Genomic DNA, 25,477 nt, shown 5'->3' with positions numbered 1-25,477 from the left:
TCGCGGCAGCGGCGAGACTTAGGTATCGCCGCCGGCTGCGGCCGGTGCTGGGGTTCCCGGCGCGCGCGAACAGCGGCGACCCATGAACCAGCCCATCAAGTCAGAGAACATCAACACCGAACGCCCGGCCGATCATGTCCCTTTGCCCGGCGCGCCGAAACCATCCGCCCGTCGTCTGACGCGCGGCCGCATCGCCGCGGCGGCATTGGCCGCGGTGGCGATCGTCGGTCTCGTCGCCTGGTGGCTGTCCTCCAACGGCGAGACGGTGCGCTACACAACTGTGCCCGCGGCGCGAGGCGACATCACCCGCGCGGTGACCGCCACCGGCACGGTCAACCCGGTGCTCACCATCATCGTCGGCAGCTACGTCTCCGGCGTGATCCAGCAAATTCACTGCGACTACAACACCGAAGTCAAGACCGGTCAGGTCTGCGCCAAGATCGATCCGCGCCCGTACCAGAGCGTCGTCGATCAGAACCGCGCCAATCTCGCGGTGTCCAAGGCGCAGCTGACCAAGGACCAGGCCAACTTCGACTACGCCGAGATCAACTACGGCCGCAACGCGCGGCTTGCACAAACGAACGCCATCTCCAAGGATACGCTCGACGTCGCCAGGAACGCTCTCGATCAGGCCCGCGCCCAGATCGGCGTCGACGAGGCCACGATCATGCAGCGCCAGGCGCAGCTCGACGCGGCCGATGTCAATCTCAGCTATACCGATATCGTCTCGCCGGTGAACGGCACCGTGGTGTCGCGCAACGTTACTGTCGGCCAGACGGTAGCGGCGAGCTTCCAGACCCCGACCTTGTTCCTCATCGCCACCGACCTGACGCAGATGCAGGTCGATACCAATGTCAGCGAGAGCGACATCGGCGGCATCAAGGAGGGCAACCGCGCCACCTTCACCGTCGATGCCTTCCCGAAGCGCAGCTTCCGCGGCCAGGTCTCGCAGGTGCGGCAGTCGCCGCAGACGGTTCAGAACGTCGTCACCTATGACGTCGTGGTGGGCGTCGACAACAAGGATCTCGCGCTCAAGCCGGGCATGACGGCGGCGACGCGCATCGTCGTCGACCAGCGCCGCGACGTGCTGCGCGTGCCGAGCCAGGCCTTGCGTTACGCGCCGCCCTCCGCCGGCGTGCCCGCCGGCGGCGCCCGCCGCACGCGCGGCGCCGATGTGCAGGCGCGCGTCTACGTGCTGCGCGACGGCGCGCCCATCGCCGTGCCGGTCGTCACCGGACTAGACGACGACAGCTACGCCGAGATCGTGTCCGGCGATCTCAAGGCTGGCGATCTCGTCATCACCTCCGAACAGCGCGCCGCCGCCAAGTCCGCGCTGCCGCGCCCGCGGCTCTGACCGGTGGCCGCGGTGGCCGAACCCATCATCCGCCTCGAGCGCGTGTCGCGCACCTATCACGTCGGCGACGTCGACGTGCATGCGCTGCGCGACGTCAACCTGACGATCGAAGCGGGCGAATTCGTCGCCATCATGGGGGCGTCCGGCTCCGGCAAGTCGACGCTGATGAACGTGATCGGCTGCCTCGACCGGCCGTCGGGCGGGCGGTATCTGTTCGAAGGCCTCGACGTGGCGCAGCTCACCGAGCCCGAGCGCGCCGGCCTGCGCAGCGAGCGGCTCGGCTTCGTGTTCCAGAGCTTCAACCTGCTCGCGCGTACCAGTGCGCTGGAGAATGTGGCGCTGCCTCTGTTCTACGCCGCCTCGGGACCGGCGAGCGCCGGGGCGCGACTGACGCGGGCGCGCGCGGCCTTGTCGCTGCTCGGCCTGGCGACGCGCGAACGAAGCACGCCGGGCCAGCTCTCCGGTGGCCAGCAGCAACGTGTCGCGATCGCCCGCGCGCTGATCAACGAGCCCGGGCTGCTGCTCGCCGACGAGCCGACCGGCAATCTCGACACCCGTACCTCGCACGAGATCATGGAGACGCTGACCACGCTCAACCGCAAGCAGGGCGTCACCATCGTCGTGGTGACGCACGAGGCCGACATTGCGGTCTATGCCGACCGCGTGCTCACGATGCGCGACGGCGAGATCGTCGCCGATGTCAAGAAGCCGAAGGCCGACGGGCCGCGCGCCGCGCCGGCGATGGCGCCGGCGCGCACCGCCGCGTCGCAGCGCCCGGGCGCCGTGTGGGCTTTCGGCCGCATGATCCTCGCCGCCGCGGTGCAGGCGATCCGCCGCAACATGATGCGCTCGGCACTCACCACGCTTGGCGTGTTCATCGGCGTCGCGGCGCTGATCGCCATGGTCGCCGTCGGCCAAGGCGCGAACGACGCCGTGCGCAAGCAGATCGAGAGCCTCGGTACCAACCTTGTCGTCGTGCTGCCGGGCGCGCGCACCGCCGGCGGCATGCGCGGCGGCTTCGGCAGCGCCTCGACGCTGACCACCACCGATGCGCAGGCGATCCGCCGTGAGGCGATGGCGGCGAACGAGGTTGGCTACCTGATCCGCCAGTCCGGCCAGATCCAGTACGGCAATCAGAACTGGGCCACCGGCATCCAGGGCGTCAGCACGAACTATCCGCCGATGACCAACTGGCGCATTGCGGAGGGCCGCGAAATCACCGACGAGGACGACGCGTCCGCGGCGCTCGTCGTCGTCATCGGACAGACGGTGGCGAAGCAGCTGTTCGGCGAGTCGGTCGATCCGATCGGCGCGCTCATCCAGGTCAAGGGCGTGCCGATGCGCGTCATCGGCACCCTCGCCTCCAAGGGGCAGACGCCATTTGGACAGGACCAGGACGACCTGGTCATGGTCCCGTTCACCACGGCGGAGCGCAAGGTGCTCGGCGTCGCCGCGCCGACCCAGGCGCAGACACAGCTCAACTGGGTCTATCCGACGGCTCCGAACCCCTACGGCCTGACCCCGCACCTCGCCGGCTTTGTGAACCAGATCTTCGTGCAGGCGGACGACGCCGCCAGCGTGCAGCCTGCCATCAGCCAGATCACCGAGGTCCTCAAGCGACGGCACCGCATCACGCCCGGCGCTAACGACGACTTCTCGGTGCGCAATCTCAGTCAGATCGCCGAAACGGCGGAAAGCTCGAGCCGTATCATGGCGCTGCTGCTCGCCGCCGTCGCGTCGATCTCGCTCGTCGTCGGCGGTATCGGCATCATGAACATCCTGCTCGTCTCGGTCACCGAGCGCACGCGCGAAATCGGCCTGCGCATGGCGATCGGCGCGCGGCGCACCCACGTGCTGCTGCAGTTTCTCGCCGAGGCGGTGCTGCTCAGCGTCACCGGCGGCGTCGCCGGCATCGTCATGGGCGTCGCCTTCTCGCTGGCGATCCCGATCATCTCGGGCTGGTCGGCGCCGATTTCTGGCGCGGCCGTCATCGGCGGCTTCGTGTTCTCCGCCGCGGTGGGCATCTTTTTCGGCTACTACCCGGCGCGCAAGGCGGCGCGCCTCGATCCGATCGAGGCGCTGCGTTACGAATAAGGCGGGCCGAGGTCCGCGACATCACGTCCATTTGAAGCGAAAACGCGTGCGGCGCGGATGTTAGGCGCGAAGCCGGGGTTTGCCTTTCGGGGCATCACCCGGGATACGCCTTTGACAACCGCTTACCTCAATCGCATCGCGACCGCCGTGCCGGCGCACGATATCCATCACCATTTCGCGCGCCACGCGCGCACCGCGCTCGCCGACGAACCGCGCAGGGCGCGGCTGTTCGAGCGCATGATCCAGCGTTGTGGCATCGCGCATCGCTATTCGTTCCTCGCTCCCGACCATCTCTCGGCCGGCGGCTTCTACGCGCCAGGTGGCTTCCCCGACACCGCCGCGCGGATGCGCGCCTTCGAGAGATACGCGCCGGCGCTGGCCCGCACCGCGGTCGAACGACTGCTGGACCACGGCGAGCGCCGGCGCGTCACGCATCTGCTGACCACGTGCTGCACCGGCTTCTCCGCCCCCGGTCTCGACCAGGACGTCATCGAACAGTGCGGCCTGCCGCGCGGCATCGAGCGCACGATGGTCGGCTTCATGGGCTGCTATGCCGCGATCAATGCACTGAAGCTGGCGCGTCACATCGTGCGCTCTGAGCCGGACGCCCGCGTGCTCATCCTCAACATCGAACTGTGCACGCTGCACTTCCAGGAAACGGGCGATCTCGAGCAGATGCTGTCGTTCCTCATCTTCGCCGACGGCTGCGCCGCCGCTTTGGTGACCGGCGAGGCGGACGGCGTCGCGCTCGACGGCTTCCGCACGCTGCTGATCCCGGAGACGCGTGACCTCATCACCTGGACGATCCGTGAGTCCGGTTTCGACATGGTTCTGTCCGGCGGCGTGCCGAACGCGATCCAGACCGGCCTGCATGCGCACGCCGCGGATATCGTCGGCGGCGCCCCGGCGCGCGCCATCGACCTGTGGGCGGTGCATCCCGGCGGCCGTACCGTACTCGATGCCGTCGAGCGTGCGTTCGGGCTCGACGAAGAGGCATTGGCTGCTTCGCGCGCGGTGCTGCGCGACTACGGCAACATGTCCTCCGCGACGGTGATGTTCGTGCTCGACGAATTGCTGCGCGCGGGCGCGCGCGGCGCCAAAGGCTGCGCCATGTCGTTCGGCCCCGGCCTGTCGGCCGAGATCATGGCGTTCCGGAGCGCGTGAGGTGCCGGATTTCTCGCGCCGCAGCCAGGTGGCGGAATGGCTTGATACCGCCGCGCCCGAGCGGCGCGAACGCGCCGCCTATCTCGAAAGCCTCGCCTGGTTTAACGGCATGATGCTCGGCCATCGGCCGATCCTGTCCTGGCTGAAAGCTGTCGCGCGCGGCGCGTCCGAGCCGCTGACGCTGATGGATGTCGGCTGCGGCCACGGCGATCTGTTGCGCGCGATCCGCCGCTGGTCGCGCGCCCGCGGCGTGCCGTTGCGGCTGATCGGCGTCGATGTCGAAGCCGACACCGTCGCGATTGCGCAGGAAGCGACCGCCCCCGACGACGGAATCGAGTATCTCGCCGCCGACGTATTCAATCTGCGGCCGGGAATCCGCATCGACTTCGTGGTCAGCAGCCTGCTGGTGCATCATTTCACCGACGATCGCATCTGCGCCTTCGTGCGCTGGATGGAAGCGACTGCGCAGCGCGGCTGGCTAATCTGCGATCTCGAGCGCCACCCTGTCCCCTACTACGCCATCGGCGCGACCGGGCGGCTGACAGGCATTCATCCCATGGTGATTAAGGACGGCCGTATTTCGGTGACGCGCGCGCTCGCCCGGGTGGACTGGCGACCGACGATCGCCGCCGCCGGGCTCGATCCGGAGTCCGTGCGGCTGTCCTGGTTCCTCTACCGACTGGCGCTGTCGCGGCTGAAGGCCTAGCCGTTTTTGCGCGCCGCTTTAGTCTTCTCGAGCGCCGTCTTGAGGTGAGCGTCACGGGTATAGATGTCGTTGTAGTAATGCACGGCGCCATTCTGGTCCGGCCAGGCTGTAAAGTAGGCGAGATAAACCGGTATGTCGCCGGCGACGTGCTCGAAGGCATTGTCGCCGCGCGCAATCTTCTTCTCGACGTACTCGACATTCTTGCCCAGCAGCGCCGCCGCCATCTGCTTCGGATGCTGCAGCCGCACGCAGCCGTGGCTCAGCGCGCGCATGTCGCGCGTGAAGAACGACTTCTCGTTGGTGTCGTGCATGTAGATCGCATGCTTGTTCGGGAACTCGATCTTGAGCAGGCCGAGCGCGTTGCGGCGGCCCGGCGGCTGCCGCACGTCGACGCTCTGCGCGTTGCGGGCGAAGGCGGCCCAGTTCACGGATTCCGACGCGATCTTGCGGCCGCGCTGATTCAGCACCTCGTAACCCTTCTCATCGAGATACGAGGCGTCGCGATAGAGCTTCGGCAGCATCTCGTTGACCACGATCGAGCGCGGCACGTTCCAGTACGGGTTGTACTCGACGTCCTTGATGTGATCGACGAAGAAGTAGGTCTGCGCGTCGGGCCGGCCGACGACGGCCCGCATGGTCAAAGGCTTGTTGCTGCCGTCGAAATAACTTACCTCGAACGCCGGCTGGTTGAGAAAGACATAGCGGTTGCCAAATTCGCGCGGCAGCCAGCGCAGCTCCTCGAGCGCCATTTCGACCTTGGCGATCTTGCCGGCATTGTCGTTACGCCCCATGAGCGCACGGATGGTGCTGCGGCCGATCATGCCGTCCGGCGCCAGGCCCTTGGCCTTCTGGAACGCCTTCACCGCGGCGACCGCGTCCCCCTTGTATTGGTCGGTGTCGGTGTTGGCGAAGACATTGGGATAGGCCTGCTTCACTGCCGGCGCCGCCTGGCCGATCGCGGTGAGCACGTCGGCGAGATGCAGGTCGACGTCGCCGGGCACGATGCGGATGTCGGCGCTGAGCTGCACCGTCGGCTTCTTCGACGCCGCCCGCAACCGCGCGAGTTCGGCGACCAGCGCGCGGAATTGCGGATTGTCGGGATTGCGCGCGTCGAGCCAGGCGGCGACATCGGCTTGCTGCGCCATCGCGTCCATGGCCTTGCCGAGATCGACGGTCTTGCGCGGCAGATCGTGGTAGCCGGACAGCCGGTCGGGATCGATACGGCCGCGCGTGGCGTCGAGCACGTAAGTGAGTGCCTTGGCCGACAGGCTCAGTTCGAAGCGCAGCAGCGCGCTCTGACGCGCGGCGCCGTCGAGATTGGGCGTGTCGACGCGGTAATCGGCGGGCGCGAGGCCGACCTTGTCGCTGGCATTGAGGGCGGCCATCGCGGCGAGCGCCTTGGCGCTCACCTTGCCGTCGTCGACCCAGACGAATTGCGGATGCGCGGAGTACCAGGCGGTCAGCGCGTCGCCGACCTGCGGCAGGACGCGCATGCTGACGGGCTGCGAGGCGGCGCAGGCCTGCGCGAACGGCGACTGTGCCGCCGGCGCGGGTGGCGCAGCGGTCGTGTCGGCTGCCGGCTGAGCCGCCGCACCGTCCGCATTTGCCGCCGGGATCGGGGCGGGCTGCGCGTTCGACGCCACCTCGACCTGGCAGAGCTTGTCGAAGGTCACCGTCTTCAGCGTGTCGGGCCGGTATTCGTAGAAGGTGGGATTGTTCATGTGCACCTGCGGCATCGGGCCGGTCGGCCGCGAACGCTGGTGTCCACCGTCGTCGGACCAATCGGCGTAGCCGGAGACACTGCGGCCGAAGCGCCCGCGCCCGCCGAACCAGTCATCGCCGTCGAAGGACGGCTGCGGGGCGCGTTGCTGCTGCTGCCACTGCTGGTGCCAATATTGCGTGGGGCTCTGCGCGTGCGCCGGGCCGGCCGCGCCGATCGCAGCCACACAGGCCATCAACGCTGCCGATCCAATGACTTTCCGCACGGGCGGGCTCCCTTTTCCTGCACAAGAAATAACCTCGCGCCGCGCGATGCGCGTTGCACGACACTCAACGCCCCAAAGTGCCGTAAGTTTCGCGGCCGGCGCCGGGCTGCGGGCCCCGCGAGGAACCGAAATTTAATATGTGTGGCAGGGCGACGACGCCCTCAGCCGCCGCCGGGACGTTGCCCGCGCCGACGTCAGACAGTATCCCTGTGCGGGCATGACGAGCCTCGAGGCGAGCGGGACCGGCACGACGGGCGGGGTGCGGTTCCTCGGCGGACGCGGCGCCTATGGACGGCTGCTCGCGCGCGGCGCCGTGCTGCTGATCGTGACGCTCGGCCTCTATCGCTTCTGGCTGATGACCGACGTGCGCCGTTTCCTCTGGGCGAACACCGAGATCGACGGCGAGACGCTCGAATACGCCGGCACGCCGCTCGAACTGCTGACCGGCTTTCTGGTCGCGATCGCCATCCTGGTGCCGGTCTATGCCGGCTTCTTCCTTGCCGCGCTCAATATCGGCCTGCTCGGCGAACTGACCGGTATCGGCGCTTTCCTCGGCCTCGCCGTGCTCGGACAGTTCGCGATCTACCGCGCGCGCCGCTATCGCCTGACCCGCACCATTTTCCGCGGCCTGCGCTTCACGCAGAGCGGCTCGGCCTGGATCTATGCCTTGCGCGCGGTCGGCTGGTGGATCCTCACGGCGCTGACCTGCGGCCTCGCTTATCCGTTCCAGCTCGCCAGCCTCGAACGCTACAAGATGCGCCATACGCAGTACGGCACCCTGCCCGGCCGCTTCACCGGCTCCGGCTTCGGCCTGCTGCTGCGCGGGTTGCCGATGTGGTTGCTGGTCATCGGCCCGCTGGCGTTGACCGTCGTCGTCTTCGTGGACTCGGTCGACTGGAACGCGCTCGCCGACGCAGTTGGCCAAGGCGGCGACGACGTCATGGGCCGCGTCGAGGGCGGCAATCCGGCGCTCGGCGAAGCGATCGTGTTCGCCATGCTGATGACGGCGCTGTCGGCGCTGATGGCGGCCCTGCTTTATCCGGTGTTCCAGACGGTGGTGCTGCGCTGGTGGACGTCCGGCCTGCGCTTCGGCGAGATCGAAGCGCATTCAAAGCTGCGCATCCGGCATGTGTACGGCGCCTATATGCGCTTCCTGTGGTGGGGCGGTCTGTTCACGCTGGCGCTCACCGCGGCGGCGATCCCGCTTCTCATCCTGATCGGCGTGCTCGCCGGCAAGATGCCGGACAGCGGCCTCGGCGACATCGCGGCCTCGCTCGTCGGGCTCGGCGGCTATGTGATCGCCGCGCTCGGTTATTCGATGATCTATCGCGCAACTGTGCTGTTGTCGCTGTGGCAGCTCGGCGCAGAGGCGCTGCAATTGTCGGGGCTCGCGGTGCTCGAACACGTCGATGCGACAGGCGGCGCCAGCTCGCCGCTCGGCGAAGGTCTGGCTGATGCGCTGAACGTGGGTGGATACTGATGGCCGGCGACTCGCAGCAAGGCATGACCTCCGGCGCCGGCATCTTCTTCGACGGCCGCATTAGCACGCGCCGGCGCGTGCAAGTCATGCTCACGTCCGCCGCGCTGCAGATCGACGATGCTGACGGCCGCCTGCTCGCCGAATGGCCCTATACGGAGATCGAGGGCCTGTCCGCGCCGGCGAATGTGTTGCGGCTCGGCCGGCACGGCAATGCGCGGCTGGAGCGGCTGGAGATCTTCGATCCCGCCTTTGCCGCGGCCATCGACGCGCGCGCCGCCAATGTGGACCGCACCGGCGGCCTGCAGCATCGGCAGCGCGCCATAGCCATCGGCTGGAGCGTGATCGCGGTCGCAGCACTCGTCGCCGTCGCCTGGCTCGGCGTGCCACGCATCGCCGGACGCGTGGCGCCGCTGTTGCCGGTCGCGCTCGAACAGAAGCTCGGCGCCGCAGTCGACCTGCAGGTGCGCAACACCCTCGACACGCGCCGCGCCGGCGCGGCGTTCGAATGCGGCACCGGCGCCGACAAAGCCGCCGCGCGCACCGCATTCGCGCGTCTCACCGGCGAATTGCAGGGCGCGGCCGCGCTCGGCATGCCGCTGACCTTCACGATCGTGCACCGGCCGGAGGCGAACGCCTTCGCCATCCCGGGCGGCCACATCTACGTGTTCGAGGGCCTGATCGACGCGGCCACCGGCGCCGATGAACTCGCCGGCGTGCTGGCGCACGAGGTCGGCCACGTCGCCCATCGCGACGGTACCCGCGCCGTGCTGCAGGGCGCCGGCCTGTCGTTTCTGTTCGGCATGCTGCTCGGCGACTTCGTCGGCGGCGGCGCCGTGGTGATCGCCGCCAAGTCGGTGCTGCAATCCTCCTATTCGCGCGAGGTCGAGGCCGCGGCCGACGTCTACGGCGTCGACCTGATGCGCAGGGCCGGCGGCGACGGCCGGGCGCTGGGGGCGATACTGGCGCGCATCGGCGGCGCAACCGAGCCGGGCATGAAGATTTTGCGCGATCATCCGGATACAAAGGCGCGAGTTGCGACGATCGAGCGGCTTTCGCCGGCCGGCGCGAACCGCGCTATGCTGACGGCCGAGGAATGGTCGGCGCTGCGCCGCATCTGCAAGGATTAGAGGATCAGTCACCGTGCGCCGTCCCTTTCTCGATGAGCCGATCACGCCGCTGGCCGTCTGGTCGGCGCGGCTGGCGCTGTTCGCGGTGGCCGTTGCGGCCCTGTCGGTGATCATCGTGCGCTCCGGCCTGCTCGACATCGGGCCGGCGCTGGCCACCTTCGGCGCCGCGTTGGCCTTCGCCGCGGCGGCGATCCTGCTGGCGCTGGCGAGCTTCGTGGCGATCTGGCGCAACGGTTCTCCGGGGCTCGGCCGCGCGCTCGGCGGGCTGCTGCTCGGCGCCGCCCTGCTCGCCTACCCCGCCTACCTCGCCGCCCGCGCCATCAAGCTGCCGGAGATCAACGACGTCACCACCGATTTCTCCAACCCGCCGCGCTTCGACGTGCTGGCGCGGCTGCGGCCGCCCGGCCGTGTCGACTACCCGCCACGCTATGCCGAACTGCAGCGCAAGGCCTATCCCGATGTGGTGCCGCTGCAGGTCGATATGCCGGTGCGGCAGGCCTACGACCAGGCGCTGAAGGTCGTCACCAAGCGCAAGTGGCTGGTGGTCGATGCGCGGACGCCCTCGCCCACCCATCGCCAGGGCGTCATCGAGGCGGTCGCGCGCACGACGATCATGGGCTTCCGCGACGACGTCGTGGTGCGTGTCACGCCTTTGAGCGACGGCTCGCGCGTCGACGTGCGCTCGGCCTCGCGCTACGGCCTGCACGATTTCGGCGCCAATGCGCGGCGGGTGACCGCACTGCTCGCCGACATCGACGACGCGGTCAGCAACGCGCCGGATTCCAGCGACGAGACGCCGACGCCGAAGGCGCCGCCGCGGCGTCAGCCGGCCAAGCGGTAGACGCCGTCGATCGCCGGCGCGCCGTCGGTTTCGACCACGCCGCGCGCCACCAGATCCTCCATGTGCGCCAGAACCGACATGCCGGCGGCGCCGGTCAGGCGCGGGTCGATGCCGATATAAATCGCGCGCACGATGGTGGGGATGTCGGTGGCGCCCTTGCCGAGCCGATGCAGGATCGAATCCTCGCGCGCCTTGCGATGGAGCATGTAGTAGCTGACGAAGCGCTTGGCGTCGGGAATGGCCGGACCGTGCCCGGCGAAATAGAGATCCTCGTCGCGGCGCGCGAGCTTGGCGAGCGAGGCCATGTAGTCGCTCATGGCGCCGTCCGGCGGCGCGACGGTCGAGGTCGACCAGCCCATCACGTGATCGCCGGCGAAGAGAATGTTGCGGCCCTTCAGCGCAAAGGACATGTGATTGGCGGTGTGGCCCGGTGTCGTCACGCCTTCGATCGCCCAGCCGTCGCCCTCGACGACTTCACCGTCCTTGAGCTGCACGTCGGGACGGAAGTCGCGGTCGCCGCTCGAGTCGAGCGGATTGTGTTCGCCGATGTGCAGCGGCCGCGCCGCACGATGCGGCCCCTCGGCATAGACGGTAGCGCCGGTCGCGGCCTTCACCGCCGGCACGGCCGGCGAATGGTCGCGATGCGTATGCGTGACGAAGATATGCGTCACAGTTTCGCCACGCACCGCGTCGAGCAGCGCGCCGATATGCGCCGGATCGTCGGGACCGGGATCGACGATCGCCACATTACCGTGGCCGACGATGTAGCTCAGCGTGCCCTTGAAGGTGAATGGCCCTGGATTGTTGGCCATTACCCTGCGGACGCCGGGCACCGGCTCGTCGACCGTGTCGGGGGCGAGATCGAGGGTCTTGTTGAACGGGATGTCTTCGCTCATGCGGCTCCTGCGCGCGGCGTGAGGCGGCCCTTGCGATTTCGGCCATACTTGGTCCCTAGACAAGGCGCAATGAAAACCTTTTTCCAGGCCCTCATACCTGCCCTGTGGCTCGTCTGGCTGGCGTTCTGGGTCCTGGCCGCGCGGAAAGCGAAGGAAAACGCGCGCCAGGAGGGTACAGGCTCGCGGCTCCTGCACGCTGCGCCGCTTATTGCCGCCGGCGCGCTGCTCGCCTCCCCACACATGCTCGGAACGAGGATGGAAGGGCGCTTCCATGCGCACACATTCGGCTGGTTCCTGGTCGGCCTGGGGCTGGTCGTGCTCGGGCTCGGCTTTTCCGCGGCGGCGCGCATGTGGCTCGGCCGCAACTGGAGCGGGCGGGTGACGCTGAAGAAGGACCACGAATTGATCCAGAGCGGCCCCTACGCGCTGGTGCGGCATCCGATCTACACCGGCTTGCTGCTCGCGCTCGCCGGCACCGTTGTGGCGATCGACCGCTGGCGCGCGCTCGTCGCGCTGCCGCTGCTCATCGCCGGCATCGTGTACAAGATCGGCGTCGAGGAGCGCTTCATGCGCGCGAAATTCGGCGATGCGTATGAGCGCTACCGCGGCAGAGTGAAGGCGCTGGTGCCTTTCGTCGTCTGACCGGTCAGCCGACACTCTCCGCCTTCGCCGGCAGTTCGTGCAGGAGCTTCTCAACCTCCGACGCCGAGCGTGGCTCACTGAAGAGAAAGCCCTGCGCCTCGTCGCAGCCCTCGGTCGTCAAGCGGGCGAGCTGCTCCTTGGTCTCGACGCCTTCCGCCGTCGTGGTGATGCCGAGGCTGCTGCTCAATCCGACCACGGCACGGACGATGGCGAGGCTGTCCTCCTTGGACGATAGATCGCGGATGAAGGACTGGTCGATCTTGATCTTGTTGAACGGGAAGCTGCGCAAGTAGCCGAGCGACGAATAGCCGGTGCCGAAATCGTCCATCGCGATCTTGATGCCCAAATCGCGCAGCTGATGCAGAATGGCGAAAGCCCCTTCGGTCTCCTGCAAGAGGACCAGCTCGGTGATTTCCAATTCCAGCCGCTGCGCCGGCAGGCCGGAATCCGCGATCGCATTCTTGATCGCCTGCACCAGGTTTCGGCTCTTGAATTGAGCGGGGGACAGATTGACGGAGACGCCGATGTGCTTCGGCCAGCGCATCGCTTCGATACAAGCTTGCGCCAGAACCCATTCGCCGATCGGCACGATCATGCCGGTTTCTTCAGCGACCGGGATGAACTCCATCGGAGGAATCATACCCCGCTCCGGATGCCGCCAGCGGATCAGCGCCTCGCAACTCGTGATGGCGCCGGATTTCACGTCTATGATCGGCTGATAGTTCAGCTCGAACTCGTTTTTCAGGACGGCCTTGCGCAGATCCATCTCGAGCGCGCGGCGTGCCTGCATGCGCGCGTCCATTTCGGCCTCGAAGAAACGGTAGGTGCCGCCGCCGTCGGCCTTGGCGCGGTACAGCGCAAGATCAGCGTTCTTGAGCAGAACGTCCGGCTCCACGCCGTCGGCCGGCGACAACGCAATTCCGATGCTCAAGCCGATGACGATCTGGTGGCCTTCCAACTCGTAAGGCGCACCGACGGATTCGATCAACCGGGATGCGAGCCGCGGCAGGCTCGTCGGTCCGTCCGCGGGGACCTGCACGACCACAAATTCATCGCCGCCGAGCCGCGCCACGAAATCGCGCTCGCGCATACACCCGCGCATCCGATCGGCCACCGTTTTCAGCATCAGGTCCCCAATCGGATGCCCAAGCGTGTCGTTGACGGTCTTGAAATGGTCGAGATCGAGGCTGAGGATTCCGAACGTCTCACCGCGCCGGAGCCCGCTCAAGATGGACTCCATCTGTTCGTAGAAGGTGACGCGATTCGGCAGATCGGTCAGCGTGTCATAATGCGCAAGGTGCCGCACACGCTCCTCCGCCGCCAACCGCGCCGTAATATCTTCAAAAGTCACGACGAAGCCGTCGTGCGGATCGGGAGCGTATGAGACGGAAATGCTGCGCCCGTCGGTCAGTTTCTGGATGAAGGCACCGACTTTACGCTTACCGCCAAGGTTGTCGCGCAGCGCAAGGGTCGCCTCCGGTTCGGCGGCCGAAACCTTGCCATACTTGACCAGAACCGCCGCCAACTCGCGTGCAGTCAAGCCGGGCGCAATCATGGCCGGCGGCAACCCGTAGATCTCGGCAAAGCGCGCATTGGAGATCACGAGCCGGCCCTCCGCATCGTACATGCACAGCCCTTGCACCATATTGGTCAACGCAGCATCGAGCCGCAGGTTTTGCGCGGCCAGGGCGCGCTCGCTGACGCGCAGATCCTCGAGGGCCCGGTCGAGCGCGCGCAGCGGCAGCCATCGAACCGCAAAATAGGCGAACGCACCTACTCCCGCGCTCAGAAGCCCTACAAACAGGGTTTGCGCGATCGTCTCGTCAAGGCTCGTCGCGACCACCAGCGTACCAACGGACGTACCCGACACCACGATCGGACTGCCTCGCTCGATGGTTGGCGTCGGCGGAGCAGGCCCCTCACGCGTGACCAATGCGCCGGCCTTGTCAAAGATCGTCTGCGATATCGGCTGTTCGCCAGCCTCGGGCAACTGGATCAGCTCGGACAGACGCAATTGCTGGTACTGCCAGAGGGCGTCGTGAGTGTAGATGTATTGGGCGACACGCCCTGCATTGAGCCGGGCCTTGAAAGCCAGCGTCGCCGCGGCGTTCGAGTAGTCGATCAGGAAATTGCCGGTCGGCACACCGACTGCGATGACGATCGCAACGGCGAGCGCCAGCGCATTGACGAGACCTCGCAACGGAAGCACAGGCATTATTTGGCCTCCGGCAGCACCTCCGCGTCACGCAGCAGAGCCAGGCCCGTGGGGCTGCGGAGAAACGCGACAAACCCGGCGACGCCGGGATTGGCGTCGCCCTTGACGATGACGTACAGCTTCTTGGCGTACGGGTACGAGCCGTTTTCGAAATTCGCCAGCGTCGGCTCGATGCCGTCGATCGACAGCACGTGGAGCTGGCGGCCCTCGGTCTTGATCTGCGTGGTCGTCGCGCCGATCAGCGAGCCGGTCAGATGCTCGGCCTCGTCGGCGTTGTCCTGGTCGGTGGCCGCGATCGGCACTTCCTTCCGGCGGCGCGCCGCTTCCATCGCATCACGCATGCCCGGAAACAAAGCGCCCAGCAGTTCGGTGTCGGTGTCGCTGCGCGGGCGGAGGATGATGCGGATCGGCGTGCCGTCCGGCCAAACTGGATTATTGGCAGCGTAAATCTTCGCGATGTCGGCGGCCTTGAGATCGCCGGCACCGCGATGCGGCGTCGCCATCACGTAGGGCGTCCGCAGCACGAGCGACGGCCGCAGGCCGGCGGCGGTCTCGTCACTTGTCAGCGGTCGTGCGATGACCGCAAGCTCGAGCTTTCCGTCAATCAAAGCGCGCAACGACCCGGAGCTGCCAAGGGCAGGTACGACGACAACCTTGCCGCCGGTGTCGGCGGCGAATTTGGTCGCCACCTGCTGTAGAGCTCCGATCGCGGTGCCGGTACCGCCGACTCGAATGGCGTCGGCAGCCGAAGCTTGTTCCAACGAGGCAAGCGCAACAAGCAGGGCAACGACAATGGATGTGGCGTGCGGACGCATGCCGCCATCTCCATCATTCGGAGCGCTGCGCGCCTATGACCTGTGTCAAATGCATCCAGGGGACGCGACAACGGTTAGCCGCTGGTAGTGGGAAAATACCACATCTTATACAGCGATACGACAATTCGGCGAGGTCTATGCTGCAATACAAAGGTGAAAGCGCTGCTGCCCTTCGTCGTCCGATCACTTGACGACGAGGTCGTCTGGTCATTTCACCACGAGGACGCCGTTCGTCGCCTGGTGGAAGTCGTCGAAGAACTTGTAGCGCCCGGGCGACAGCGGCCGCAGCCGGACGATGCCTTCGCCGTTGCCGACGACGACCTTCTCGACCCGCAAGGTCACGCTCTCGAATTCCATCGGCGTCGGATCGAGGTTCTTGACCTTGAGCACGATTGGCTTGTTGGCCGGCGCGGTGAGTTCGGCCGGCTCGAAGCGGTGGTTCTTGACGCTGATCGAGAGCGAGGCGTCCTGCGCCTGGGCGGCGGTGCCGAGGGCGGCCACCAGCACGATGGCGGCAAATGCGCGGATCGTCATGTCATCCTCCTTGGCCGGCGAGCGCTAAAACTCGACGGCGACCTTCAGTTTGGCGCGCTGGCGTGAAAATTCTGCCAGATTGAGCGACACGCCGGGATTATCGGTCTCACTGCCGGCGACCTGAACGTTCCAGGCGGCCGTCACGAACATCTTGTTGTTCAGCTGCACGAACAAGGTCGGCCCGACGTAAACGGCGTCACCCGTGTAGTCGTTCATCCAGGCGCCATTATAATGACGCAGATACCAAACCTCGGCGCCGATGAGCGTCGACGGTGCAACGCGCAGCGCCAGCGCGCCCGAGATGCCGGTCTTGGACTCCATCGCCCAGCCGGCGCCGACCCCGTCCGGGTCGTGCGTGCCCTCCGGCTCGTACAGGAGATTGCTGCCGAGATAGAGCCGGTTCTTGATCAGCTCGAGGTCGGCGTTGAGCTTCAGCTCGAGCTCGAGATTGTTGACCCTGGCGCCGCTGGTCTCGTCGAGGCGCCGCCATTCCGGCTCCGCCGACAATGTCAGTGCGAGCGGCGAGGATGGCCCGCGGTCGAGCAGCAGGTAACGCATCTCGCCGAACAGACCGCCGATGCCGAGCTGATGACGATCGTCGAGACCGCTGACGCCGGAGATCGCATGCGCCGAGACGAACGGCCCCATCTCGAACTGTACGTACTGGTTCGGCGTGAACTCGAATTCGAGCTTGCTCTCGCTGGCGAAGTAGCGCCCGTCGCGCTTGCCCATGCGCGCTTCGGTGTCGACCGAGAACTCCTTCTCGCCTTCGAGCCCGATGCCCGAACCTTCGGTGAAGCCGAACACGTATTTCGTCTCGATGTCGCGCCAATCGGCCGCGTCCTGCGCGCGGGCGGCGACGGTCGAGATCGCAAGCGCGGCGCCGATAGCGGCGCCTGCATAACGCATGATGGACATCAGACCTTCCTCGTCGGCCGGGTTCAAGGCCCGGCGGCCGGACGCCGCGCGACCTCGCGCGGCGTGGTCGCACTTTCAAAAGATCGTCGAGGAAGAGTCAATCCATGCGGGCCAACATTAGAAGATTCTAGATCGGAGCGTTTCCAATCTCCGTCTTTTTAATTCTTCCAATGTGGCGACGCGCGGCGGCGATCAGTGGATTTCCGGCTCCGGAATGGGCCCGAGCGGCGCCAGGAAGTCGAAGTCGCAGCCGGAATCCGCCTGTCCGATGTGGTCGGAATAAAGCGCACCGTAGCCGCGGGGATAGCGCGGAGCCGGCTTCTGCCACGCCGCCTTGCGCCGCGCCAGTTCCTCGTCCGACACGTGCAGATGGATCAGCCGCTTGTCGACGTCGATCTCGATCTCGTCGCCGGTCTGCACCAGCGCGAGCGGCCCGCCGATATAGCTTTCCGGCGCGACGTGCAGGATGCAGGCACCGTAGGACGTGCCGCTCATGCGGCCATCGGAGATGCGGATCATGTCGCGCACGCCCTGCCCCAGCAGCCGCTTCGGGATCGGCAGCATGCCCCACTCCGGCATGCCGGGACCGCCCTTCGGGCCGGCGTTCTTCAACACCAGGATATGGTCGGGCGTGACGTCGAGATCGTCGCGCTCTATCTCGCGCATCATGTGGTTGTAGTCCTCGAAGGCGATGGCCTTGCCGCGGTGCTTGAGGAAACGCGGATCGGCCGCCGCCGGCTTGATGACGCAGCCGTTCGGCGCAAGATTGCCCTTGAGCACGGCGGTGGCGCCTTCGGCGTAGACCGGATCGTTGAGCGAGTGGATGACGTCCGGCTTGTAGACCATCGCACCTTCGATGTTCTCAGCCATCGTCTTGCCGGTGACGGTGAGGCAGGAGAGGTCGAGCTTTTCGCGCAGGTTCTGCATCAGCGCGCGCAGCCCGCCAGCGTAGAAGAAGTCCTCCATCAGATATTTGCCCGACGGCCGCACGTTGGCGAGCACCGGGATCTGCCGCGACAGCCGGTCGAACGTGTCCATGTCGACGTCGATGCCGGCGCGCCGCGCCATGGCCACGACATGGATGATGGCGTTGGTCGAGCCGCCCATCGCCATGTGCACCTTGATGGCGTTGTCGAAGGCGGCCGGCGTCAGGATCTGCGACGGCGTCAGGTCCTCCCACACCATGTCGACGATGCGCCGGCCGGCCACCGTGCACATGCGCGGGTGGTTCGAGTCCGCGGCCGGGATCGACGACGCGCCGGGCAATGACAGGCCGAGCGCCTCGGCGATCGCCATCATGGTCGCCGCCGTGCCCATCACCATGCAGGTGCCGAACGAGCGGGCGATGCCGCCTTCGATCTCATTCCACTCCTCGTCGGAGATGTTGCCGGCGCGCTTCTCGGTCCAGTACTTCCACACGTCGGAGCCGGAACCGAGATATTCGCCGCGCCAGTTCCCGCGCAGCATCGGCCCGGCCGGCACGTAGATCGCCGGAATGCCCATGCTGATCGCGCCCATGACGAGGCCGGGCGTGGTCTTGTCGCAGCCGCCCATCAGCACGGCGCCGTCGATCGGATGGCTGCGCAGCAATTCCTCCGTCTCCATCGCCAGCATGTTGCGATAGAGCATGGTGGTCGGCTTGACGAAGGTTTCGGCCAGCGACAGCGCCGGCAGTTCGATGGGGAAGCCGCCCGCCTGCAGCACGCCGCGCTTCACGTTCTCCGCGCGCGAGCGCAGATGCGCGTGGCAGGGGTTGATATCGCTCCAGGTGTTGATGATGCCGATCACCGGCTTGCCCGTCCAATCGGTCGCGTCATAGCCGACGCCGCGCAGGCGCGAGCGGTGGCCGAACGAGCGCATGTCCTCGACGCCGAGCCAGCGGTGACTGCGCAGGTCTTCAGGGCGTTTCTTCGGTGTCATGGCAAGGCCTTCACAAAATCATCCCGGGCGTCGCCGCCCGGGATGCAGATATCAAAATGCACTCAATTGATCGACAGATTGGCGGCGTGGACGACCTTCTCCCACTTCGCGGTCTCGTTGGCGAGGAAGGTCTTGAAGTCGTCCGCAGTGCCCGGCGCCGGGATGCCGCCGAGGTCGGCGAGCTTCTTGAGCATGGCCGGATCCTTGAGCGCGGCATTTATCTCGGCGTTGAGCTTGTCGACGATCGGTTTCGGCGTTCCGTGCGGCACGCCGAAGCCGAAGAAGGCGCTCGCCTCGTAGCCCGGCACGGTCTCGGCGACGGTCGGCACGTCCGGCAGTTCCGGCGAGCGCTTCGCGGTGGTCACGGCAAGCGCACGCAATTTGCCGGCCTTGATGTGGCCGATCGATGACGGCAGATTGTCGAACGTCACCTGCACCTGGCCGGCGAGCAGATCGGTGAGCATCGGGGCCGAGCCCTTGTAGGGCACGTGCGTCATCTTGAGCCCCGTCATCATCTTGAACAGTTCGCCGGACAGATGGATCGAGGTGCCGTTGCCGGATGAAGCAATGTTGATCTTGTCGGGGTTGGCTTTCACGTAGGCGATGAACTCGGCCACCGTCTTCGCCGGCACCTTCGGATTCACCTCCATCACGTTCGGCACCTGGATGACGTTGGCCACCGGATCGATGTCGCGCAGGAAGACGAAATTGAGGTGCTTGTAGAGCGAGGTGTTGATGGCGTTGGCCGGATTGATCAGCAGCATCGTGTAGCCGTCGGGCGCCGCCTTGGTGACCTGCTCGGTGCCGATATTGTTGCCGGCGCCGGGCTTGTTCTCGACGATGAACTGCTGCCCGAGCCGCTGGCTGAGCCAGGCGCCGATGATGCGCGCGACGATGTCGGTCGAGCCGCCGGCCGGATAGCCGACGATGATGTGCACCGGCCGGGTCGGATAATCGGCGGCGCGGGCGGTCGCCGCCGCCAGCGACGACACGCAGAGCAAGGCAGCGACGAGCCGCAGGACGATGCTGGTTTTCAAGTGCATGGACGTTCCCCCAGGGGGCCGGCCTGCGCCGGCCTGTCGTTTTTTGAGCCCCCGACGTTACGCGCGGCCCGCGCCCGCGCACAAGGGTAACGGGCTCCCTGCCCGCGCTGCGTGCATGGCTCGTCCGCACGGAGGTACGCCGCACCGGATTGGGCCTAACTATCGAGGATGTCTGGAGGAAATGGTCGGAGTGGGGTGGCCTCTCACCCTCAATGGATTGGATGATTGCGGAGTGGTCGAAGTCTCCGTTCAGATGATTCATTAGAAAGATCAATCGATTGCTGAAAGCCGTCGGAATCCGTCTGGTATTTTGACCGTCTGCAAGCAAGAGTAGAGACGATAGCATTGAATGGCTGAGGAAATTACAAATGACGGCACACAAAGTCGGAGTGATCGCTTTGGTTGGTTTGGTCGCTGTCCTAGCTGCTTCGGTTGTTGTGCTCGTTACAATCACGCCGCCCACTGCTGACCAATTGGACCACGATCTCACAGCGGTCAGAAAGCAGATCGTTGATGCTCAGGGCGATACAGTACGGCTTGGTGGATTGCTGAAGGTGTTGGCTGACGCTCGCCTACAAACATTGCAGAATACGCAGGCCATGCTTGAGCAAAAGCGCTATTCTCTCCTGCGTTTCATAGACCTAAAGTATGTTGTTTCTGGCGAGGAACGACCTGCGGCTTCACAAGCAGCGCAGACCGCAGCCCTAGCCGACATCAAGAATGAGGAAAAGAAACTTTCGGAAGCACAAGCAAAACGCTCTTTATATAGTGGCGGCTTGTTGCTTGTAATGTCGCAATTAAATGTTGCGACCGAGGAATTGACCCTCAATCAACTGCGGATGAAATATTATTCCTTGCATTACGGCCTCCCCGTATTCGCCGCATCCAAGCCCCGAACCAGCGCAGAGCCGCCGCAAGGCACGATAGTGAAAGACAAGGACGCATTATGAGCATTGCGAGGCTGATAATTTCAGTTTCGATTTATCTCTTTGCGGCAGCTTTCGCGAACGCCGAGCAACCGAATGCGCCACTGGGATTGAAGTGGGGAGAGACTACTGAAGAAGTCAAGGCAGCAGGGGCTAAACTGGTCGCCATACCGGATCGCCAATATGGAAGCTCGTTCGCAGCGAGCGGACTACCCGCGGCGTTAGCGGACCAAGAGGGAGCCATCCTTGTCATTCGATCAAGACGGGCATCTTTGGCGTTTGTTCATTAAGGGAAAAGGCGCCGACGGCGATCCGACCGGATATCATGTCCGTCGAAGATATGACGAATTAAAATCTCTACTAACGGAAAAATACGGCAGGCCCCATTCCGTCGAAAAGCTCGGGGGCTCTTTGTACTCGCAAGATAAGTACTTCGTAAGCGGTATCGAGGCAGGCCAGAATTCTTGGTTTTCAGATTTTGAAACGGCCAGCGTGTACGTTCAATTGGGCATCAGAGCAAATCTTATGACCGACTTTTATATCGTGATCTACGAATATAAGCCTCTTCGCGAGAGCTTCCGAAAGGCCAAAAAGGTCGAAGAGAAGAATTCGCTCTGATGAAGCGGGAGAGGCTAGCAAACTGGACCGCCCGCTACGATTGAGCCAAGGACCGCGTTGGGTCGACGGCTCGGAACAACGACAGAACCCGCGATCCTCACGCTAACGATAGGCGCACGTAGCGGCCCCGCGGACTGGACCTAGTCGCAAGTACCGGACTAAAGCCGGCCTGTCGTTTTTTGAGCCCCCGACGTTACGCGCGGCCCGCGCCCGCGCACAAGGGTAACGGGCTCCCTGCCCGCGCTGCGTGCATGGCTCGTCCGCACGGAGGTGCGCCGCACCGGATTGGGCCTAACTATCGAGGATGTCTGGAGGAAATGGTCGGAGTGGCAGGATTTGAACCTGCGACCCCCACGTCCCGAACGTGGTGCGCTACCAGACTGCGCTACACTCCGACTGGCCGCGGTCTTATAACCGCCGCGCCCTTAAACGCAAGCGCGACCACCGGAAAACCGTGACCGTCGAATTGGCAACACAGCTCCTTACCGCCGATGCCGCCGGCATCGCCGCCGCCGCCCGCTGCCTCACGGCCGGCGGGCTCGCCGCCTTTCCGACCGAGACCGTCTACGGGCTCGGGGCCGACGCCGGTAATGGCGAGGCGGTGGCCCGCCTCTATGCCGCAAAGGGCCGCCCGGCCTTCAACCCGCTGATCGCGCATGTGGTGGATTCTGCGGCGGCGCTGCAGGTCGGTATCTTCAACCCGGATGCCGAGCGACTGGCGGCCGCCTTCTGGCCGGGGCCGCTCACTCTGGTGCTGCCGAAGCAGAAGGACTGCGGCGTCTCCGACCTGGCGCTGGCCGGGCTCGACAGCGTCGCCATCCGCGTCCCTGCGCACCGAACCGCGCGGGCGCTGCTCGCGGCCTTCGGGCGTCCGGTGGTGGCGCCGTCGGCCAACCGCTCCGGCCACGTCTCGCCGACCAGCGCCGCGCACGTGCTCGGCGACTTGCGCGGCCGCATCGATCTGGTCATCGACGGCGGCCCGTGCACGGTCGGCGTCGAGTCGACCATCGTCTCGTGCCTCGGCGCGCCGACGCTGCTGCGGCCCGGCGGGCTGCCGCGCGAGGCCATTGAGCGCGTGCTCGGCCGGCCGCTGGCGCTCGCCGCTGTGCCGGAGGACGATGCACCGCTCGCGCCCGGCATGCTGAGTTCGCACTACGCGCCGCGCGCCGACGTCCGCCTGGACGCGCAGGACGCACGCGCGGACGAGGCGCTGCTCGCCTTCGGCCAAGCACCGGCGCATCGAGGCCTGACGCTCAACCTGTCGCCGCGCGGCGATCTGGTCGAAGCCGCCGCCAATTTGTTCTCGCATCTGCGCGCGCTGGATGCTTCCGGTACGCGCCACATCGCGGTAATGACCATTCCGCACGAAGGCCTCGGCGAAGCGATCAACGACCGGCTCGCGCGCGCTGCCGCACCAAAACCCTAGAGGTTCGCCAATGAACATCCTCGTCAAGAATGAGCCCAAGCGCACGCTCGCACCCGACCTGCTCAAGCGCTTCGTCGCCATCGTCGGCGAGAAGTACGCCATCACCGATCCGCAGATGCAGGAGCCGTATCTGGTCGAGATGCGCGACCTCTTTCACGGACAGACGCCGGTCATCCTGCGCCCCGGTTCGGTCGCGGAGGTGGCCGCGATCGTCAAGCTCGCCAACGAGACGAAAACCGCGATCGTGCCGCAGGGCGGCAACACCGGCCTGGTCGGCGGCCAGGTGCCGCATCACAACGAGGTCGTGCTGTCGCTGACCCGCCTCGACAGGATCCGCGAGGTCGATGCGGTCTCAAACACGATGACCGTGGAAGCCGGCGTCACGCTGCAGCGCGCGCGCGAGGCGGCGGCCGCGGCCGACCGGCTCTATCCGCAGTTGCTGCCGTCGGAAGGCACCTGCACCATCGGCGGCAATCTCTCGACCAATGCCGGCGGCGTCGCCGCGGTCGCGCACGGCATCACGCGCCAGCACGCGATGGGCCTGGAGGTCGTGCTCGCCGACGGCCGCGTGCTCAACGTCCTCAACAAACTGAAGAAGGACAACACCGGCTACGACCTGCGCAATCTGTTCATCGGCGCCGAAGGCACGCTCGGCGTCATCACCGCCGCGGTCTTGAAGCTGGTGCCGCGCCCGCGCTCGGTGGAGACGGCGTTTGCTTCAGTGACCTCGCCGCAGGCCGCGGTCGACCTGCTCGGCGTCGCCATGGGCCGCTCGGGCGGCAACGTCACCTCCTTCGAGATGATGCTGCGCGAGGGCATCGACGCGGTCGTGAAGTTCGACTCCGTGAGCCGCAATCCGCTGGCCACGCCTTCGCCCTGGTACGTGCTTGTCGAACTGTCGTCGCAGGCACGCGCAGGCCTGCGCGAGCAGATGGAGGAGATCCTCACCGAAGGCATGGAGCGCGGCCTCGTCACCGACGCGACCATCGCCGAGAGCCTCGACCAGGCGAAGGCGTTCTGGCGCATTCGCGAGATGTTCGGCGAGGTGCAGCGCCACCTCGGCGGCTCGATCAAGCACGACATCTCGGTGCCGATCGCCGCGATCCCGGCCTTTATCGAGGAAGCCAACGCCGCGGTGATCAAGCTCATCCCCGGCGCGCGGCCGATGCCGTTCGGCCATGTCGGCGACGGCAACATCCACTACAACATCAACCAGCCGGAAGGCGCCGACAAGGCGCAGTTCCTGTCGCGCTGGGGCGACGTGAACAAGGTCGTGTTCGCGGTGGTGAAGAAATACAACGGCTCGATCTCGGCCGAGCATGGCGTCGGCGTGATGAAGCGCGACATCCTGGCCGACTACAAGGACCCGGTGGCGATCGATCTCATGCACAAGATCAAGCACCTGCTCGATCCGAACGGCATCCTCAATCCCGGCAAGGTGCTCTAGGCCGATATGCTGTCGATCGCCGAGGCGAACGACGCCGACACCGAGACGCTCGTCGAATTGTGGACGCGCTGCGGCCTGGTGCGGCCCTGGAACGACGCCCGCGCCGACATTCTTCGAGCGAAGCAGAGCGGTTGTGCGGCCGTTCTCGTCGGCCGGGAGAACGGCGCGATCGTCGCCACGGTGATGGTTGGCGACGACGGCCATCGTGGCTGGTTCTATTATCTCGGCGTCGATCCGGCGCGGCGGGGCCAGGGCTTTGGCCGCGCCATGACGCAGGCCGGCGAGCAATGGCTGCAAGCGCGCGGCTGCGAGAAGGTGATGCTGATGGTGCGCGCGGAGAACACTGCCGTGTACGACTTCTACAAGGCCGCCGGCTATTTCGAGCAGCCGCGCGCGGTCTTCGCCAAATGGCTCGACGGCCGCGAGCCAACGCCGTGACGCGTTACGGCGTCACCGTCACCTTCCCCTTCATGTTCGGGTGAAACTTGCAGAAATAGTCGAAGGTGCCGACCTTCGTGACGACCGTGCTGCCGGTCTTGCCCGGCGGCAGCATCACGTCGAACGACTTGTCGGTCGCGGTCGCGGTATGAGCCACGAAATCCTTGTTGTCCCATCGGATCGTGTCGCCGACTTTGGCGGTCACCTCCACCGGCTTGACCACCAGATTCTGCATCACGACGTCGATCGTCGCCGCCTGCGCCGGGACGGCTGCGAAGCCGCAGAGCGCAATGGCAAGAAGAGCAGTTCGTCCCGGTCGCATGGCTTCACTCCCGTTTACTTGAGCATCGCGTCGACGTGCTCGGCGTGCTGCTCGTGGCCCTGGAAGATCTTGAGGCCGGTCTCGAGCAGGCTCTTGAGCTCGGCATTGCTCGCCGACGGGATGAGCGTGGTCTCGAGCGCATTGTCGACGGTCTTGTGATAGGCGACCTCGTTGTCGACGTAAGCCTTATCGAAGGCCGCACCCTTGAGCTTGGCAAGCTCGTCGCGCTTGGCCTTCGCCTGCTTGGCGAGCGCCTGGCTGGTCGGGTTGTCCTGCGGCGTGACCTTGAGCTTCTTGACGAGGGCGAGCGCCTGCTTGTTCACCGCGGTGTGGTCCTTGACCATGTTCTCGGCGAAGGCGCGCACCTCCTTGTTCTTCGATTTCTTCAGCGCCTGCTTGGCGGCGTCGATATCGAGCACGCCCGCGGTGTAGGCGATGTGCGCGATCTGCGCGTCGGTGGGCTTGGCACTTTGCGCCAGCGCCGGAAGCGGCGACAGACACAGTGCGGCGAGCGCCGCGTAAACGGAAATACGCATGGAAACCTCCTTGTGCTACATCGGTACTCA

The 25,477-nt window shown here is 65.9% G+C and carries 23 protein-coding genes and 1 tRNA gene; 13 read left to right on the top strand and 11 right to left on the bottom strand.

Features of this window, described 5'->3' with window-relative positions; all coding sequences use genetic code 11:
• Nucleotides 1–82: 82 nt before the first annotated feature.
• The 4 genes from VGV41_RS02835 to VGV41_RS02820 all read left to right on the top strand — a co-directional run bounded on the left by VGV41_RS02835 (nucleotide 83) and on the right by VGV41_RS02820 (nucleotide 5,318).
• Nucleotides 83–1,354 carry an efflux RND transporter periplasmic adaptor subunit gene (locus VGV41_RS02835; RefSeq protein ID WP_326862133.1) on the top strand — a complete coding sequence of 424 codons (1,272 nt, stop codon included), beginning with the start codon at nucleotides 83–85 and terminating at the stop codon, nucleotides 1,352–1,354.
• A gap of 12 nt (nucleotides 1,355–1,366) precedes the next feature.
• Complete coding sequence (locus VGV41_RS02830; RefSeq protein WP_326862132.1) at nucleotides 1,367–3,448, top strand: ABC transporter permease; 2,082 nt, start codon at nucleotides 1,367–1,369, stop codon at nucleotides 3,446–3,448.
• Between the two features lie 111 nt (nucleotides 3,449–3,559).
• Nucleotides 3,560–4,612 (top strand): type III polyketide synthase, encoded by a 1,053-nt coding sequence (locus VGV41_RS02825; RefSeq protein WP_326862131.1) that lies wholly within the window; start codon nucleotides 3,560–3,562, stop codon nucleotides 4,610–4,612.
• 1 nt (nucleotide 4,613) lies between these two features.
• Nucleotides 4,614–5,318 (top strand): methyltransferase domain-containing protein, encoded by a 705-nt coding sequence (locus tag VGV41_RS02820; RefSeq protein WP_326862130.1) that lies wholly within the window; start codon nucleotides 4,614–4,616, stop codon nucleotides 5,316–5,318.
• Here VGV41_RS02820 and VGV41_RS02815 read toward each other — a convergent pair.
• Nucleotides 5,315–7,303 (bottom strand): L,D-transpeptidase family protein, encoded by a 1,989-nt coding sequence (locus tag VGV41_RS02815; protein WP_326862129.1) that lies wholly within the window; start codon nucleotides 7,301–7,303, stop codon nucleotides 5,315–5,317. The genes VGV41_RS02820 and VGV41_RS02815 overlap by 4 nt on opposite strands.
• A 217-nt stretch (nucleotides 7,304–7,520) precedes the next feature.
• Between VGV41_RS02815 and VGV41_RS02810 the strand changes: the two genes are divergently transcribed.
• From VGV41_RS02810 to VGV41_RS02800, 3 genes are read left to right on the top strand one after another with little or no spacing between them, the layout of a single operon-like run.
• Entirely contained in the window at nucleotides 7,521–8,783 is a 1,263-nt protein-coding gene (locus tag VGV41_RS02810) for a DUF898 family protein (RefSeq protein WP_326862128.1), read from the top strand.
• Nucleotides 8,783–9,910, top strand: a complete 1,128-nt coding sequence (locus VGV41_RS02805) for a M48 family metallopeptidase (RefSeq protein WP_326862127.1) — start codon at nucleotides 8,783–8,785, stop codon at nucleotides 9,908–9,910. Before VGV41_RS02810 ends, VGV41_RS02805 begins: the two co-directional genes overlap by 1 nt.
• Before the next feature lie 13 nt (nucleotides 9,911–9,923).
• Nucleotides 9,924–10,751, top strand: coding sequence for a DUF1499 domain-containing protein (locus VGV41_RS02800; protein WP_326862126.1), 828 nt, complete (start codon nucleotides 9,924–9,926; stop codon nucleotides 10,749–10,751).
• On the opposite strand, the gene VGV41_RS02795 is transcribed toward VGV41_RS02800, so the two are convergent.
• Nucleotides 10,733–11,647, bottom strand: coding sequence for an MBL fold metallo-hydrolase (locus VGV41_RS02795; protein WP_326862125.1), 915 nt, complete (start codon nucleotides 11,645–11,647; stop codon nucleotides 10,733–10,735). The genes VGV41_RS02800 and VGV41_RS02795 overlap by 19 nt on opposite strands.
• 69 nt (nucleotides 11,648–11,716) lie before the next feature.
• On the opposite strand from VGV41_RS02795, the gene VGV41_RS02790 reads away from it, so the two are divergent.
• On the top strand, nucleotides 11,717–12,289 hold the full coding sequence (locus VGV41_RS02790; RefSeq protein WP_326862124.1) for an isoprenylcysteine carboxylmethyltransferase family protein: 573 nt from the start codon (nucleotides 11,717–11,719) through the stop codon (nucleotides 12,287–12,289).
• A gap of 4 nt (nucleotides 12,290–12,293) precedes the next feature.
• Here VGV41_RS02790 and VGV41_RS02785 read toward each other — a convergent pair whose 3' ends face one another.
• From VGV41_RS02785 to VGV41_RS02760, 6 genes are all read right to left on the bottom strand, one after another.
• Complete coding sequence (locus tag VGV41_RS02785; RefSeq protein ID WP_326862123.1) at nucleotides 12,294–14,504, bottom strand: putative bifunctional diguanylate cyclase/phosphodiesterase; 2,211 nt, start codon at nucleotides 14,502–14,504, stop codon at nucleotides 12,294–12,296.
• Nucleotides 14,504–15,319: a substrate-binding domain-containing protein gene (locus VGV41_RS02780; RefSeq protein ID WP_326862122.1), complete on the bottom strand. Its 816-nt coding sequence runs from the start codon at nucleotides 15,317–15,319 to the stop codon at nucleotides 14,504–14,506. Before VGV41_RS02780 ends, VGV41_RS02785 begins: the two co-directional genes overlap by 1 nt.
• A 207-nt stretch (nucleotides 15,320–15,526) precedes the next feature.
• Complete coding sequence (locus VGV41_RS02775; protein ID WP_326862121.1) at nucleotides 15,527–15,853, bottom strand: cupredoxin domain-containing protein; 327 nt, start codon at nucleotides 15,851–15,853, stop codon at nucleotides 15,527–15,529.
• Between the two features lie 24 nt (nucleotides 15,854–15,877).
• Entirely contained in the window at nucleotides 15,878–16,771 is an 894-nt protein-coding gene (locus VGV41_RS02770) for a hypothetical protein (RefSeq protein WP_326862120.1), read from the bottom strand.
• Between the two features lie 192 nt (nucleotides 16,772–16,963).
• Nucleotides 16,964–18,691: an L-arabinonate dehydratase gene (gene araD / locus VGV41_RS02765; RefSeq protein ID WP_326862119.1), complete on the bottom strand. Its 1,728-nt coding sequence runs from the start codon at nucleotides 18,689–18,691 to the stop codon at nucleotides 16,964–16,966.
• 62 nt (nucleotides 18,692–18,753) lie between these two features.
• Nucleotides 18,754–19,734 (bottom strand): tripartite tricarboxylate transporter substrate binding protein, encoded by a 981-nt coding sequence (locus tag VGV41_RS02760; protein WP_326862118.1) that lies wholly within the window; start codon nucleotides 19,732–19,734, stop codon nucleotides 18,754–18,756.
• 368 nt (nucleotides 19,735–20,102) lie between these two features.
• On the opposite strand from VGV41_RS02760, the gene VGV41_RS02755 reads away from it, so the two are divergent.
• Both VGV41_RS02755 and VGV41_RS02750 read left to right on the top strand, forming a co-directional pair.
• Nucleotides 20,103–20,684 (top strand): hypothetical protein, encoded by a 582-nt coding sequence (locus tag VGV41_RS02755; protein ID WP_326862117.1) that lies wholly within the window; start codon nucleotides 20,103–20,105, stop codon nucleotides 20,682–20,684.
• Between the two features lie 222 nt (nucleotides 20,685–20,906).
• Entirely contained in the window at nucleotides 20,907–21,278 is a 372-nt protein-coding gene (locus VGV41_RS02750; RefSeq protein ID WP_326862116.1) for a hypothetical protein, read from the top strand.
• 318 nt (nucleotides 21,279–21,596) lie between these two features.
• Here the strand turns inward: VGV41_RS02750 and VGV41_RS02745 are convergent.
• Nucleotides 21,597–21,673, bottom strand: a tRNA-Pro gene (locus VGV41_RS02745).
• 59 nt (nucleotides 21,674–21,732) lie between these two features.
• Here VGV41_RS02745 and VGV41_RS02740 point away from each other — a divergent pair.
• Genes VGV41_RS02740 through VGV41_RS02730 form a run of 3 tightly spaced genes read left to right on the top strand, consistent with a single transcriptional unit; the run spans nucleotide 21,733 to nucleotide 24,589 of the window.
• On the top strand, nucleotides 21,733–22,704 hold the full coding sequence (locus tag VGV41_RS02740) for an L-threonylcarbamoyladenylate synthase (RefSeq protein ID WP_326862115.1): 972 nt from the start codon (nucleotides 21,733–21,735) through the stop codon (nucleotides 22,702–22,704).
• Between the two features lie 10 nt (nucleotides 22,705–22,714).
• Nucleotides 22,715–24,151, top strand: coding sequence for an FAD-binding oxidoreductase (locus VGV41_RS02735; RefSeq protein WP_326862114.1), 1,437 nt, complete (start codon nucleotides 22,715–22,717; stop codon nucleotides 24,149–24,151).
• 6 nt (nucleotides 24,152–24,157) lie between these two features.
• On the top strand, nucleotides 24,158–24,589 hold the full coding sequence (locus VGV41_RS02730) for a GNAT family acetyltransferase (protein WP_326862113.1): 432 nt from the start codon (nucleotides 24,158–24,160) through the stop codon (nucleotides 24,587–24,589).
• Between the two features lie 4 nt (nucleotides 24,590–24,593).
• Here the strand turns inward: VGV41_RS02730 and VGV41_RS02725 are convergent, their stop codons facing one another.
• Nucleotides 24,594–24,911, bottom strand: coding sequence for a cupredoxin domain-containing protein (locus VGV41_RS02725; protein WP_326862112.1), 318 nt, complete (start codon nucleotides 24,909–24,911; stop codon nucleotides 24,594–24,596).
• Nucleotides 24,912–24,925: 14 nt separating this feature from the next.
• Complete coding sequence (locus tag VGV41_RS02720) at nucleotides 24,926–25,447, bottom strand: DUF4142 domain-containing protein (protein ID WP_326862111.1); 522 nt, start codon at nucleotides 25,445–25,447, stop codon at nucleotides 24,926–24,928.
• Nucleotides 25,448–25,477 lie beyond the last annotated feature (30 nt).

The organism is Pseudolabrys sp., from assembly GCF_035943735.1.
Lineage (GTDB): Bacteria > Pseudomonadota > Alphaproteobacteria > Rhizobiales > Xanthobacteraceae > Pseudolabrys.
Note: the sequence above shows the minus strand (reverse complement) of the source record. Positions and strands in the feature narration are given on the sequence as shown.